The organism is Pseudomonas sp. GW822-FHT05A08, from assembly GCF_058800485.1.
In genome coordinates this window covers 3963735-3976936 of the sequence record NZ_CM179511.1, presented here as the reverse complement: position 1 = coordinate 3976936, position 13202 = coordinate 3963735, and the positions used below count along the sequence as shown (strand labels likewise).

The following is a 13202-nucleotide window of genomic DNA, read 5'->3' as shown; positions in this document are numbered from 1 at the left end:
GGAGATACCTCGTTGGCAGTGAAAAGCAGGTTTACAGCCCCAGCGCCGCGCCGACGTCGTACATGACTTGCAGGCCGACGACAAAACCGTTGCCGCTGAGCTCGCGGGCCTCGGGGTTGTAGAAGTTGTCCGGGTTGATCAGGTACTGCACGCTGGGTTCGAGCGCCAGGTGCCGGGTCAGGGCGAAGTGGCCGTTGGCCTCGATGGCGTACACGTTGCGTTCGCCCAGGCTGGGGTCGCCGCCGTTGGCGATCCGCGCCTGTTGCTGGAAGCGCAGTTGGTGGTCGTTGAGACGCAGATAGCTGGCCTTGAGGTTGAGCTTGTCCTGGACGCGGTCGAAGGGCGCCAGGTAAGTCAGGCCGATCTCGGCGAAATGGCTGAAGGGCTGCTTGTCGTCGGCCGCCAGGGACAGCGAGCCGAACGCCAGCAGCGCCTGGGGCGCGGTGCCCTGGCCGCCGTCGGCCCGCCAGAAGCCTTGCTGGAACTTGAAGAAGGCGCCACCGGTGCCGTGCTCGCTGGCGCCGGTCAGCGGGTCGTGCTGCTTGGCGGTGTTGTAGTAGCCATTGAGTTCATAGTGGGCGCTGTAGGCGCCGTCGTGCTTGCTGCCGATGCCCAGCAACAGGCTGGTGCCGCTGGCGTCGTCGGTGCTGAAGTCCAGGCCCTTGCGTTTTTTCAGGTAGTCCACCGGGTTCGATTCGAAGGCACCGGCATGCACATAGAACCCCGGCGTCGCCTGGTACTTCAGGTAGCCGCCCCAGCTGCCGTAGGGCGGCGGCAGGATGCCGGTGGACGAATCGATGATCGGGTCGTTGCAGGTGACCACGGTTTCGCAGTTGTAGATATAGAAGTAGCGCCGCGCGTTGGTGCGCCCCAGGCTCATGTCGACTTGGCCGTCGAGCCAGGTCTGCTGGTAGGTCAGCAGGCTCAGCTGGTTGCTGGTGATGTCGTTGTGGATCGGCGCGCCGGCGAAATAGCTGCCGGCGGCGCCTTGCCAGTTGCGCGAGGTCGGCTGGCCGGTGGCGGTGTCGAGGATGAAGAAGGTTTCTTCGAAATGAACGGCCGCGCCTGTAAGGCCGGCGAGGGTATCGAGGTCGAAGTCGGCGCCGACGAACAGGTCGCCGCTGTTGCCGAAGCTGTGTTGCCGCGGACCGGTGTCGAGATTCTTCATCGACAGGCTCCAGAACTGCACATGGGGTCGGATGCCGTAGCCGGCCAGTTGCTCGCCGAGCCCGGCCAGCGGGCCTTCGCGGTTGGGTGCTGGAGTCTCGGCGTGGCACAACGGGGTGAACAGGACCGCCGCCAGCAGCGGGCACAGCAGGAGAGTGCTTTTCATGGTCGATACTCGTTTCTTGTTGTTTTTGTGAGTAGCCGCTGCCGAAGGCTGCGATCGGACGCGCAGCGTTCGCCAACGGGTTACCAGGGTGCTGCCGATTGCGCTGGCGAGGACTGCGTCCTCGATCGCAGCCTGCGGCAGCGGCTACAGGTCATGCCTTGGCCAGTTCGGGGTTGGGATTGACCAGCACCTTGATCTGGCTCTTGTCCCGCAGCAGTGCCTCGAAGCCGTGCTCCACGGCCTGGTCCAGGGTCACGCAGCGGGTCACGGCGCGGGTCAGGTCCAGGCGGCCGCTGGCCAGCAGCTCGATCAGCGGCGGGTAGGCGTTGCGATAGCCCACGCTGCCGAGCAGGCGCAGTTCGTGGTTGACCAGGTGGAAGGCATCGACGCTGACCTCGCCCATCAGGCCCACCAGCACCACCTCGCCGCCCTTGCGCAGCGAGTGCAGGGCCAGGCTCAGGGTCTGCTGGCTGCCGGCGGCCTCGAAGGCCGTGTCGACGCCGCCACCGCTCAGTTCGTGCAGGCGTTGCGACAGGTCGGCGGCGTGGCCATCGAGCACTTCCAGGGCGCCGAAGTCGCGGGCCAGCCGCCGACGTTCCGGGCTGATGTCCACGGCAAAGATCCGCTCCACACCGCGCAGGCGCGCCAGCAGGATCAAGAGCAGGCCTATAGGACCGAGGCCGAACACCACGCAGCTGTCGCCGGCCAGCAGGCTGCTCTGGTTCAGCGCGTGAAAGGCCACCGCCGCCGGCTCCAGCACCGCGGCCTGCTTGAAACTCACCGAATCCGGCAGCGGGTGCAGCATGTAGGTCGGCACCAGCACCTGTTCGGCGAAACCGCCGTCGCCCATCAGGCCGATGAACCCCATGGACTGGCAGAGGTTGTACTGGCCGACGCGGCAGTACTGGCAATCGCCGCAGCGATACTCCGGCTCCACCGCCACCCGGCTGCCGACCCGGACCCGGTCGACGCCCGCGCCCACCGCCAGGACCTGGCCGCAGAACTCGTGGCCGAGGGTCAGCGGCGCGCGGCAACCGGACAGTGGGTGGGGCACCTGTTGCGGAATCGAGTGCGGGCCGTCGGCGTATTCGTGCAGGTCACTGCCGCAGATGCCGCAGTAGGCCACCTGGACCAGTACCTCGCCCGGGCCGGGCTGTGGCAGTTGCAGATCGCTCAGGCGCAGGTCGCGGGCGGCATGCCAACGCAATGCTTTCATGGCTGGTTTCCTTGCAGGACAGGAGAGGGGGAAGGTTCGGCGCGGCGGCCGCGCGCCAGGACCGCCGGCGCGGTTTCCTTGAGGAACAGCGCCAGCAGCGCCGCCAGCAGGGCGCCGCCGCAGGAGATCCACATGACGATGGACAGGCCGAAACGGTCGGCGGCAAAGCCGGCGATGGTCGGCGAGACAAAACCGCCCACCAGCTCGCCGATGCCCATGATCATGCCCAGGGCCGTGGCCATGACCTCACGGGGCACGGTTTCCGCCGGGATGGTCGCCATGAACAGGGTGAAGCAGCCCAGGCCCGTGTAGGTCAGCAGCATCAGCACGCCCATCAGCAGCGGGCTGTTGGCGTAGAGCAGGGCGATCGGGCAGCAGGCGGCGATCAGCGAGAACAGCACCAGGGTCGGGCGACGGCCGAAACGGTCGGAAATCGCCGCCACGCCGAAGCCCCACAGCACCCAGGCGCCGCCCAGGCAACTCATCACCGTGCCCATGCTCGCCGGGCTGTAGCCACGGACCTTGACCAGGAAGGTCGGGGTGAAGGAGATGAGGATCACGAACCAGGTGAGGAACACGCAGCTGATCAGGGTGCAGAGCACGATGTTGCGGCTTTTCAGCAGGGCCAGGCGGTTGACCGGAGCAGCAGGAGCGTTGTCCGTGATCGGTGCCGGCGGCGCGTCGTTGCGCACATAGCGCCAGATCAGCAGGGCGATCAGCAATCCGGGGATCAGCGAGACGATAAAGGCATGGCGCCAGCCGTAGGCCTCGGCCAGGGCGATCAGTACCGGCGGGCCGATTACCGCGCCCAGCAGCCCGGCCGCCGAGCCTTGCAGCAGGCCCATGTTCAGGCCCCGGCGATGGGGCGAGGAGGCCTCCACCATCAGCGATTGCGAGAGCGGCAGGATCGGCCCTTCGGCCAGGCCCATGATGCCGCGGAACAGCAGCAGGCTGAGAAAACCGGTGACCAGCCCCGACAGCGCCGAGCACAGGGAAAACAGGATCACCGCAACGATCAGCAGCGGCTTGCGCTTGCCACGGCGGTCCGACCAGGCCCCGACCAGCGCGCCGGACACCGCCCAGGCCAGGGCCAGGATCGACGACAGCATGCCCAGGTGGCTGTTGCTCAGTTGCAGCTCGTCGGCCATGAAGGGGAACAGGAAGGACAGGGCCAGGCGATCGAAAAAGACGAAGCCGAACGTCAGGAACAGCACGCCCAGCAGGATGTTCTCGTAACCGGCTTTATTGTTGTTGTAAGCCATGGTCGTTCTCCGCGGGAGGGACAGGTGAAGTCGAGACTTCAGCGAAACAGCGTGTCGATATAGGCCGCGCCGAGGCCGATCTTTTCGTAGTGCGTGCGGCACAGGGCGATGTAGGAGTGCACGTCGAAATAACCCTCCGGCTCGCCCTGTTCGTCGAGCCAGATCAGCGGGCCCTTGACGATGAAAAACGCGCGCATCGGTTGCTCGTGCTCGTAGGCCACCAGGGTGTGGCCTTCGCCCGGGGTCTCGTAGACGAAGTCGCCGGCGGTGGCGGTCCAGTCGTGCTCCAGGTAGCCCCACTTGCCGGACAGGGTGTAGGCGAACACTTCGTGGGGGTGGTAATGCCGGTTCACCAGGCCGGCGCTGCTGGCCATGAGGATGTCGCACCAGCGGTTCTCGCTCGGCGAGATCCACAGCGGCCGCGAGGACACGGTTTCGGTGAAGGGCACATACAGCTTCAGGTCGTCGCTGGCGGCATTGGCCAGGTAGACCTCGGGCTTGGCGTCCGGCTTGAAGCAATTGGCGATCGGTTGCAGGTCTTTCCAGAATTCACGGCGGGCGGCTTCGGGCATGGTCGGCCTCTATTCGTTGTGGGAGTCGAGGCGACTTTAGGCGCGGCGCGCGGGCGGGGTTTTATCCAATCGGACGGGATTGTTGACTGGATCGGACGAGACTTTTCCTACAGGCTTCAGGGACGCCGTTTACCCTGGCAATCGACTTGTGCCCACTGCGTTTCACGTTGACAGGGCATAAGCTTCATATGTTAATGAATCGCCGCGAGCGCCACCTGTCGCGGCCTCGGAATCCGGTCACTGCCTTGCCGACCGGGAATGCTTCCTAGCCATGAGAAGAATAAAAATGTCTCCATGCGCCTTGCTCGAAACCCGGCATGCCTGCACCCAGAGCATCGCCCTGGATCAGCGGCTGGCCTTCTGGGAGGACTACAACGCCTCCACCCTGGTCGGCCTCAAATGCACTTCCTTTTGTGAAAGCGGTTTTGCCGCCAGCCAGGACAACCTGCAGCTGGAGGGCATGCGCCTGGCGCGGATCGAGGGCAACGAGCACGTGGTCGAGCGTGACAACTCGATGATCCGCGCGGTGCCCAAGGAGTCGGTGTTCGTGTCCTTCGTCACCGGCAGCGGCTCGTTCTTCTATCAGGATGGCGCCTGCCAGTTGCTCGAACCGGGCGAGCTGATCGTCTACCGCACCGACAAACCCTATCTGTTCGGCTTCTCCGGGCCGATGCGCCAGTTCATTTACGACATTCCCCAGGCACTGTTCGCCGAGCGCTGCCTCAAGCGTTTCGACCGTCCGCTGAAGATCGGCGGGCAAAGCGGCGTGCAGCGCCTGTTGCTGCGCACCCTGGGCGAGCGCACCGGAGGCTTTTTCCAGCAGCCGCTGAGCGAGGACGCCGAGAGTTATCAGAACCAGGCGCTGGAGCTGTTGGCCAGCCTGATCGCCGGGCAGGCGGGAGGGCGGCGGATCAATGCCCTGAGCGCGTCCTATCTGCTGGCGGCCAAGCAGTGCATCAGCGAACAGCTGGCCGATCCTGGCCTGAGTTGCGAGCGGGTGGCCGCGCAGACCGGCATTTCCCCACGGCACCTGAGCCGCCTGTTCGCCCTGGAAGACAGCCAGCCCAGCCGCTTTATCCTGGAAAAACGCCTGCAACAGGCCCATGACCTGCTGAGCAGCCCACGGGGAGCCGGCCTGGATATCGGCGAAATCGCCTACCGCCACGGCTTCACCAGCCAGGCCCATTTCGCCCGGGCGTTCAAGACCCATTACGGCCAGACCCCAAGCGAAGTCCGCAAAACCCTGTAGCCGCTGCCGCAGGCTGCGATAGGTCCGAAGGACCTCCAGCGGTCGGGAGATCGCTACGCCCGTTCCGGTCGATCGCAGCCTGCGGCAGCGGCGACAGGTCGGTGGCCAGCCAGACGCATTTCGCGGCATTTAAGCCCCGTTACGGCCAGCCTCGAGCGAGATTCGCCAACCCATGTAGCCGCTGCCGCAGGCTGCGATAGGTCCGAAGGACCTCCTGCGGTCGGGAGATCGCAGCGCCCGTTCCGGTCGATCGCAGCCTGCGGTAGCGGCTACGGTCAGTGGTCGTTGAGGAAGGTTTGTGCCAGATCGTCGATCAGCTGGCGCTGAAAGGCCTGGAACCCAGGATTGGGCTGCTGCAGTTGCACGAACTCCAGCATCGGGTCGGTCACCGCGGTCCTGACGCCGGCCAGCTCCTCGACCGTCGCCAGCCCGCAGAAGGGCACATAGGCTTCGGAATAACCGCCCTCATGCACCAGCACCAGGCGGCCCTGGCACAGGCGCTCGGCGGCTTCGCGCACCTGGCGGGTCATGGCGCGGAACGAGTCGCTGTGCAGCAGCATCCGCGCCAGCGGGTCGACCGCGTTGGCGTCGTAGCCGCAGGCAACGATGATCAGCTCCGGCTCGAAGCGCTCCAGGGCCGGGATCACGATGCGTTGCAGGGCATGCAGGTATGCATCGTGGCCGCTGCCGGGCAGCAGCGGGATATTGATGTTGGCCCCCAGCCCGGCGCCGCGGCCGCGGTCCTGTTCGCCGCTGTAGCCGGGCGGGAAGCAGCCGTCCTGGTGCAGGGAAAGGGTCAGCACGTCGCCGCGCTCCTCGAAGATCGACTGGGTGCCGTTGCCGTGGTGCACGTCCCAGTCGATCACCGCGACCTTGCCCAGGCCGCGCCTGGCCTTGGCCGCCTCGATGGCGATGGCGATATTGGCCAGGAAGCAGAAGCCCATGGCGCCGTCGGCCAGGCAATGGTGTCCCGGCGGACGCGACAGCGAGTAGGCGTTGTCGGCTTCGCCGCCGAGCACCGCGTCCACCGCGGCGATGGCCAGGCCGGCGGAGAGCCGGGCGATTTCGTAGCTGCCCGGGCCGATCGGCGCTTGCGGGCCGAGCTCGCCGCCACCGGCCTCGCTCAGGGCCTTGAAGCGTTGCAGGTACTCGGCGCTGTGCACCCGCAGCAGGTCCTCCTCAGTGGCGGCCGTGGCGCTGCGAACCTGCAGGTGGCGGGTCAGGCCGGAGACGTCCAGCAGGCTTTTCAGGCGGCGCTTGGTTTCCGGCGATTCGGCGTGCCCGGCCGCGGCGGGCGGTTGCACCCAGCCGCCCACCGGCAGCGTCAGCGCATGCAGCCCGGCGCTGTGCCAGAGGCTGAGTTCATCGAAGAAAAACGCGGTTTTACGGGTCATGGGCATCTCCATCTATGAGGGAATCTGTAGCCGCTGCCGCAGGCTGCGATCGACCGGAACGGTCGCTGGGATCTCCCGGGCGCCAGAGGTCCTTCGGACCTATCGCAGCCTTCGGCAGCGGCTACAGGGGTTCAGGGGATTCAGGGATTGCGCCGGCAGCCGAGGATCAGCGCCAGCGACAGCAGGGTCAGGCCGGCCCCGCCGATCAGCAGGGGCTGGAAGCCACCGGTGCTTTCGATCAACCGCCCGGCCAGCGCGGGGCCGATGGCCAGGCCGCCGCCGATCACCAGGTTGGAGGCGTTCATCAGCTTGCCGGAGCGGTCGAGGTCGGCCAGGCAGGCGAGGATCAGCGGCAGGATGAAGGTCCAGGTGAACTTGAAGACCAGGGCGGCGAGGGCGAAGCGCGCCAGGGGCGGCGCGCCCAGCAGCAACAGCACCGAGCCGGCCATCAGGCTGTAGCCGAACAGCAGCAACAGCAGGCGCGGCAGGCGATTGCCGATCAGCGAGGCGCAGCCGGCGCCGACGATGCCCATGACCGTGGCGACGGCCAGCAGCTCGCCGCTGGCTTGCGCGGAGATGCCGGCCTTGGCACTGATCGAACCGATAAAGGTCCAGACCCCGCTGAGGCTGATATAGAAGCCGAGGATGCCGAGAATGCCGCACAGGGCCTTCCACTTCGGTGCGGCGGCTGCCTGCCCCGCGGTTTTTTCCGGGGGCGGCGCGCCCTGGGGAAAGTAGCGCGCCAGGGGCAGGCACAGGCTCATCAGCAGCGCCAGCAGCAGGTAGCAGGCCGCCAGGCCGTAATGCTCGAACAACCGCGGCAGAATGCTCAGGCCGATTGCCCCGACCACCAGTTGGCCCATGACCCACAGGCCGTAGGTCCGGCTGGGGTTGGCGGTGGAGGCGGCGCTGGACAGGCAGATGATCATCAGCGAACCGCCGGCCAGGGCACTGCAGAAACGCAGGGCCAGCAGCGCGCCATAACCCTGGGCCCAGATCGACAGCAGGTTGGCGACTATGAACAGCGCCCCGGCCAGCAGCGCCGCGCGGCGCCAGTCGACGCGCTTGAGCCACCAGAAGGCGGGCAGGGTGGCCAGGCTCATGGCCCCCAGTTCAGTGGAGAACAGGTCGCCGATCTGCGACGGGCTCAGTTGCCATTGGCTGGCCAGTTGCGCGGCCACCGCCGGGGCGGTCATGAGGATGGTCGGGGTGATGGCGGCGAACAGCACGATGGCCGCCAGCAAAGCCAGGGATGAGGCTGTGTGCGGCTGCTCGCCGGTGAGCGCCTGGCTCTTGTCGATCATGGGGGTCGTCATGGTGGGTAGCTCCGGAAAAACGCTTCAGAACACGTGGACCAGGCGCAGCAAGGCGTCGGTGCCGTGGTAGCCGTTACGGGTGGCGACGTTTTGCGAGAGGCCGAACATCAGCTGGTTCTGCTGGTCCAGCCAGTGGCCGACCTCGAAGCCGACCTGGGTGTAGCGCTTGTGGGTGTCGTCGATGCGCTGGTCGTTGATCCGCAGCTCGCCACCGTCGGCGTGGATCAGCCGCAGGGCGCCATAGGTACTGCTGGTGAAGTCATAGGAGGCGAAGGCTTGCAGGCGGTACAGCGGGTCCTGCTTCAGGTCGCTGCCGAAGTAATCGTCGTTCTTGGCGTAGAGCTGGGCTTCGAGGTTGGCTTCCAGCACCCACTTCTCGCCGACGCCCTGGGTGTAGTTGTAAACGAAGGTCGCGCCCCAGCGGTTGGCGCCCGGCGAGACATCCGGGTTGTCGCCGTGGTATTCGCCCACCGGCAGGGTGATCAGGGTCAGCAGGCCGCTGTAGGTTCGGCTGGCCGGGTCGTTGATGAAAAACAGGGTGCCGCCGACCTGCGGGTCGCCGAAGCCGCTTTCCCCGGTGTGGCGATTGGCGCCGGGCAGGCGCGCGTCGATATCGGCGAAAGGCACGATGAATTGCGGGGTGCACAGGGTGCCGCAGATGTCGGTGAAAAATACCTGGCGATAGGCCAGGGCGTTGACCTTCAGCTCGGCCTTGCCGGTGCTGTCGGCAGGACCGTGGAAGTCGTCGGCGCGGGTCGCCGGCAGGTACAGCACGCCCAGGCTGGTGCCCGAGGGCGCGCCGAAGAAGTCGCGGGCGTTGAGGTCGGCGGCGCTGGCGTCCAGGCTCAGCAGGGCGCCGGTGAAGGCCAGGGCGGTGTGGTGCGCAAGCGTTCTGGTCATGGGCGTAACGTCTCTTCTTTGAGTTGTTGTGCGGCGAAGTGCTCGCCGGTACGCGGCAGTGGCTGGAAAAAGGGCAACAGCGGCCCGTGGCCGTCAAAACGACAGCGCGAAAGTCAGTCAGCGAGGGAGGTAAACGTCAGTCGGGTGGGGCGTGCAGCAGATGGGCGATGCGGGTCTTGTCCTTGACCCCGAGCTTGTTGTAGATGGCGCGGATGTGATGGCGCACGGTGTTCGGCGACAGGCCCAGCTCGCGGGCGATTTCCTTGTAGGTCTTGCCTTCGCCGAAGCCCAGGGCCACGTCGTTTTCCCGTGGGCTCAGCTGGGTCAGCAGCGTGCGGCCGCGGGCGGCGAGCAGGAACAGGTCGCCCACCGGCGAGGCCTCGAACTGCAGGTGCCGGCCTTCGTAACCGCCATCGACCATGGGCACGGGCAGGCAGGGGCCGCTCCAGTCCGGCCACTCGCCGAGCAGCAGGTCGACGAAGCCGCGTTCGGCGCAGTGCAGGGTGCCGCGCTGGTCGCACACCGCCAGCGCCAGGTTGCGCGGGCTGGTGAGGGTTTCGCGCATGGCCACCAGGGTGCGGATCTGGTTGGCCGACACCGCGGCCACCAGGTGCAGCATCAGGTTGTTCAGCAGCAGGCAGTCGTCGGCGTCGAAGCGTTTGGCGCCGGGCGCGCGGTACAGCGCCAGGTGGTCGCTGAGGTGGGTCTGCGGGTCGATGTACACCACGCACAGCAGCTCGCCGATGCCATAGGTCGTGCCCAGCCAGTTCAGGCCGGGGCCGTTGGCCGGGTCGCGCATGTCGACGATCACCGCCCGGCCCGGGTGGGCATGGACCCGGCCGACGGTGACGTCGACGTGCTTGATCGACTGCCAGTCCGGCAGGTAGCTGGGGGGCAAGTGATGGAGGTAGGAGCTGTGTTCTTCCGGCAGGCCGTCGATCAACGCGGCGCGGCCCCACCAGGCGCTGTCGAAGGGCAGCAACTGGCCGATGCGGTTCAGCGCATGGCCATGGAAATGTTCGATGTCCTTGTGCTGCGCCAGGCGCTGCAACTCCAGGGTCAGCGAGCTGAAGGCTTCCAGCAGGCTGGCGTGAGCATGATCATGACGGCTCATCGGGTGTTCCTCTGTGCGACGTTCTTATTGTTTTCGTCACGGAGTCAGTAGGGACCGGAACGTCCAGGGACGTGGGCAGGGCCTGGGCACGAGTATCGTCGGGTTGGCGGGGGATCGCTATCCTACAGATGCAGGATGAAGGGGAGGCCTGGCGGAGATATTGGCTTCTGTAGGAGCGAGGCTTGCCCGCGATAGCCGCGCAGCGGCGATGGACCTGACAACGCGCGTTATCGTTGTAGATTTATCGCGAGCAATCGAGCGTCGACCGGCCGCTCCTACAGAAGATCAGAAGATCAGAAGATCAGAAGAGCTGCAGATCAGGCCGCCTGGACGGCCCGCTGCAACCGATGGAAACCACGGCTGAAATACACCAGCGAGTCGCCGTGTTCGCGCACGCAGATTTCATCCAGCTGCACCAGCATCACCGAATGGGTGCCGACCTCCTGCACCTCGGTGATGCGTCCCTGCAGGCTGGCCAGGGCGCCGTCGAGCACCGGCAGGGCGCCCTGGCCGTCGCGCCAGGGGTGCAGGCTGAAGCGCTGCTCCATCTCCACTCCGGTCATGCCGGCGAAGTGCCGGGCGACCTCTTCGTGTTCACCGCAGAGCACGTTGACGCAGAGCTGGCCGTTGCGCTTGAACACCGGGTTCAGGGCGCTGTTGCGGTTGACGCAGACCATCAGGCTGGGCGGACTGTCGGTGACCGAGCAGACCGCGGTGGCGGTGATGCCGCAGCGTCCGGCCGGGCCGTTGCTGGTGATGACGTTGACCGCCGCGGTCATGTGCGCCATGGCATCGCGAAAAGCCTGTTGCTTGGGATCGAGTTGAGTCATGACAGATTCCTTGGGTGAACCCGCGGGCGCCGGCAATCGGGGGGCGCCCCGCGGGTCATTCAGGTCGGACGGCGCTTACTGGCGGATGCGGTCGAGCATGTTGATGTCGTCCGGATTGGTCAGGTGCGGCACCGTCCAGCCGTCGAGGTCGTAGTCGCCCAGGCATTGGTCCACCAGATCGGTCATGGCTTTCATCGAGCCGGTGGCCTGGGCATGGCGCAGGCACTGCATGCGGATTTCGTCCTGGCTGCCGGCGTAGTTGATTTCGTACAGCTCGTGGCGGCCGCCGAACTCGGTGCCGATGGCGTCCCACAGCAGCTTGAGGATCTTGATCCGCTCCTCGTGGCCCATGCCCGCCGAACCCCGGCAATAGGTGCTCAGGTACTGGTTGAGCATCGGGTCCTTGAGGTCGCGGGAGCCGGACGGCAGGTAGATCAGGCCGCTGGCCACCACCTGCTCGATGATCTTCTTGATGTCGGTGTAGGCCTGGGGCGCCAGGACCCGGTAGGCCTGCAAGGCCTGGGCGCTGGGCAGGAAGGCGCCATTGAGCCATTCGCTGGCGTTGCCGTGCATGGCGTCGGTCAGCGACCAGAACAGGTTGCGCCAGGCCACCACCTCGCCAACCTGCGCCTGCACCCCGCGAAACTCCAGGGAACCGGTGCACTGCAAGGCCTTGACCAGCAGCCCGGTGATGAAGTCGAGCTTGACCGCCAGCCGGGTGCAGCCCTGCATCGGGAACAGCCGGCCGAAACCGCCTTGTGGGAACCACTGCCGGCAGCGTTCGAAGTCGCGGTAGATCAGCACGTTTTCCCAGGGGATGAACACCTTGTCCATGATCAGGATCGCGTCGTTCTCGTCGAAGCGGCTGGACAGCGGGTAGTCGAACGGCGAACCGGTCATGCCGGCCTGCAGTTCATAGGACGGGCGGCAGATCAGCTTCATGCCGCGGGTGTTCATCGGCGCGATGAACATCAGGGCGAAGTCGGTGTTGTCCCCCAACAGCTGCGCCGAACCCTGGCCGACGAAGTTGTAGTGGGTCAGGGCCGAGTTGGTGGCCACCACCTTGGCGCCGCTGACGATGATCCCGCCTTCGACTTCCTCGTCCACCGAGATGAACACGTCCTTGACCTGGTCCACCGGCTTGTCGCGGTCGATCGGCGGGTTGACGATGGCGTGGTTGAGGTACAGGCAGGCTTCCTGGATGCGCTTGTACCAGGTGCGGGCGTTGTCCGCGAACTTGCCATAGAACTCCGGGTTGGCGCCCAGGGCGCTGCCGAAGGCGGCCTTGTAGTCCGGGCTGCGGCCCATCCAGCCGTAGGTCAGGCGCGACCACTCGGCGATGGCGTCGCGCTGCTGGCGCAGGTCGTCGGCGCTTTTCGCCGAGCGGAAGAACTTGTGGGTGTAGCCGCCGTTGCCGGTGTCGGTGGCCCAGCACAGCTTGTCCTTGGTAGCGGGGTCGTGCAGGGCGTCATAGAGGCGCGCCATGGAGGCGGCGGAGTTGCGGAACGCCGGGTGGCGGGTCACATCCTTGACCCGGTCGCCATAAATGTAGATTTCGCGATCATCGCGCAGGCTGGCCAGGTATTCGGCGCCGGTCAGCGGGCGGTTGGTCTCGGCACGGAAGTCTTCGGGTTTCATCATCCACTCCAGTCGTTGTTGTTATGAATTGCCATTGCGAGCTGGGCCCATGATGGGCAGGACGGGGCGGCGACTGAATGGCTTTTCCGGCGAATGAATTGCACTTTTCATGGGGCTGGTCATGGAGTAGGTCATGGGCCTGGTCATGGGGCAGATCATGGACGCGGAACCGATCCGGCAAGGCCACCCGTTTCACCGTTGAAACACTTTCGCGGCGACGAAAAATATTTTCGCCGGGGCCTGCAAAAAACCTAAAGCCCGGCCGATATCGCTATTAGGCCCACAGACCAACTACAACAGTGGCGCCCACCTGTCAGGCCGCCAGCCATCGCTGGCGACAGGGTTCAGTGCATGGATGCTCGCAGTCCTCAATTCCCG

At 66.0% G+C, this 13202-nt stretch carries 11 protein-coding genes; 1 reads left to right on the top strand and 10 read right to left on the bottom strand.

Annotated features, from left to right (window positions below):
- Positions 1–31: 31 nt before the first annotated feature.
- The 4 genes from AC3RCP_RS17690 to AC3RCP_RS17675 all read right to left on the bottom strand — a co-directional run bounded on the left by AC3RCP_RS17690 (position 32) and on the right by AC3RCP_RS17675 (position 4383).
- Positions 32–1333, bottom strand: a complete 1302-nt coding sequence (locus tag AC3RCP_RS17690; protein ID WP_492571280.1) for a carbohydrate porin — start codon at positions 1331–1333, stop codon at positions 32–34.
- Between the two features lie 151 nt (positions 1334–1484).
- On the bottom strand, positions 1485–2549 hold the full coding sequence (locus AC3RCP_RS17685; protein ID WP_492571281.1) for a 2,3-butanediol dehydrogenase: 1065 nt from the start codon (positions 2547–2549) through the stop codon (positions 1485–1487).
- Positions 2546–3811 carry an MFS transporter gene (locus tag AC3RCP_RS17680; protein ID WP_274303419.1) on the bottom strand — a complete coding sequence of 422 codons (1266 nt, stop codon included), beginning with the start codon at positions 3809–3811 and terminating at the stop codon, positions 2546–2548. Before AC3RCP_RS17680 ends, AC3RCP_RS17685 begins: the two co-directional genes overlap by 4 nt.
- A gap of 38 nt (positions 3812–3849) precedes the next feature.
- On the bottom strand, positions 3850–4383 hold the full coding sequence (locus AC3RCP_RS17675) for a 2,4'-dihydroxyacetophenone dioxygenase family protein (RefSeq protein WP_492571282.1): 534 nt from the start codon (positions 4381–4383) through the stop codon (positions 3850–3852).
- Positions 4384–4669: 286 nt separating this feature from the next.
- Between AC3RCP_RS17675 and AC3RCP_RS17670 the strand changes: the two genes are divergently transcribed.
- Positions 4670–5632, top strand: coding sequence for a helix-turn-helix domain-containing protein (locus AC3RCP_RS17670; protein WP_101338186.1), 963 nt, complete (start codon positions 4670–4672; stop codon positions 5630–5632).
- A gap of 275 nt (positions 5633–5907) precedes the next feature.
- Here the strand turns inward: AC3RCP_RS17670 and AC3RCP_RS17665 are convergent, their stop codons facing one another.
- The 6 genes from AC3RCP_RS17665 to hpaB form a co-directional block, all read right to left on the bottom strand.
- Positions 5908–7026, bottom strand: a complete 1119-nt coding sequence (locus AC3RCP_RS17665) for a class II histone deacetylase (protein ID WP_492571283.1) — start codon at positions 7024–7026, stop codon at positions 5908–5910.
- Positions 7027–7166: 140 nt separating this feature from the next.
- Entirely contained in the window at positions 7167–8330 is a 1164-nt protein-coding gene (locus AC3RCP_RS17660) for an MFS transporter (RefSeq protein ID WP_101338184.1), read from the bottom strand.
- 36 nt (positions 8331–8366) lie between these two features.
- Positions 8367–9242 (bottom strand): transporter, encoded by an 876-nt coding sequence (locus AC3RCP_RS17655; RefSeq protein WP_492571284.1) that lies wholly within the window; start codon positions 9240–9242, stop codon positions 8367–8369.
- A gap of 136 nt (positions 9243–9378) precedes the next feature.
- A complete protein-coding gene (locus AC3RCP_RS17650; RefSeq protein ID WP_101338182.1) occupies positions 9379–10356 on the bottom strand; it encodes a helix-turn-helix transcriptional regulator in 978 nt (325 codons plus the stop codon).
- Positions 10357–10673: 317 nt separating this feature from the next.
- Positions 10674–11186 (bottom strand): 4-hydroxyphenylacetate 3-monooxygenase, reductase component, encoded by a 513-nt coding sequence (gene hpaC, locus AC3RCP_RS17645; protein ID WP_007930913.1) that lies wholly within the window; start codon positions 11184–11186, stop codon positions 10674–10676.
- Positions 11187–11261: 75 nt separating this feature from the next.
- Positions 11262–12824: a 4-hydroxyphenylacetate 3-monooxygenase, oxygenase component gene (hpaB, locus tag AC3RCP_RS17640; RefSeq protein WP_492571285.1), complete on the bottom strand. Its 1563-nt coding sequence runs from the start codon at positions 12822–12824 to the stop codon at positions 11262–11264.
- Positions 12825–13202 lie beyond the last annotated feature (378 nt).

Coding starts and splice junctions, on each gene's coding strand:
- AC3RCP_RS17690 (WP_492571280.1), bottom strand. CDS start 1,333: ATGAAAAGCACTCTCCTGCTGTGCCCGCTGCTGGCGGCGGTCCTGTTC.
- AC3RCP_RS17685 (WP_492571281.1), bottom strand. CDS start 2,549: ATGAAAGCATTGCGTTGGCATGCCGCCCGCGACCTGCGCCTGAGCGAT.
- AC3RCP_RS17680 (WP_274303419.1), bottom strand. CDS start 3,811: ATGGCTTACAACAACAATAAAGCCGGTTACGAGAACATCCTGCTGGGC.
- AC3RCP_RS17675 (WP_492571282.1), bottom strand. CDS start 4,383: ATGCCCGAAGCCGCCCGCCGTGAATTCTGGAAAGACCTGCAACCGATC.
- AC3RCP_RS17670 (WP_101338186.1), top strand. CDS start 4,670: ATGTCTCCATGCGCCTTGCTCGAAACCCGGCATGCCTGCACCCAGAGC.
- AC3RCP_RS17665 (WP_492571283.1), bottom strand. CDS start 7,026: ATGACCCGTAAAACCGCGTTTTTCTTCGATGAACTCAGCCTCTGGCAC.
- AC3RCP_RS17660 (WP_101338184.1), bottom strand. CDS start 8,330: ATGATCGACAAGAGCCAGGCGCTCACCGGCGAGCAGCCGCACACAGCC.
- AC3RCP_RS17655 (WP_492571284.1), bottom strand. CDS start 9,242: ATGACCAGAACGCTTGCGCACCACACCGCCCTGGCCTTCACCGGCGCC.
- AC3RCP_RS17650 (WP_101338182.1), bottom strand. CDS start 10,356: ATGAGCCGTCATGATCATGCTCACGCCAGCCTGCTGGAAGCCTTCAGC.
- hpaC (WP_007930913.1), bottom strand. CDS start 11,186: ATGACTCAACTCGATCCCAAGCAACAGGCTTTTCGCGATGCCATGGCG.
- hpaB (WP_492571285.1), bottom strand. CDS start 12,824: ATGAAACCCGAAGACTTCCGTGCCGAGACCAACCGCCCGCTGACCGGC.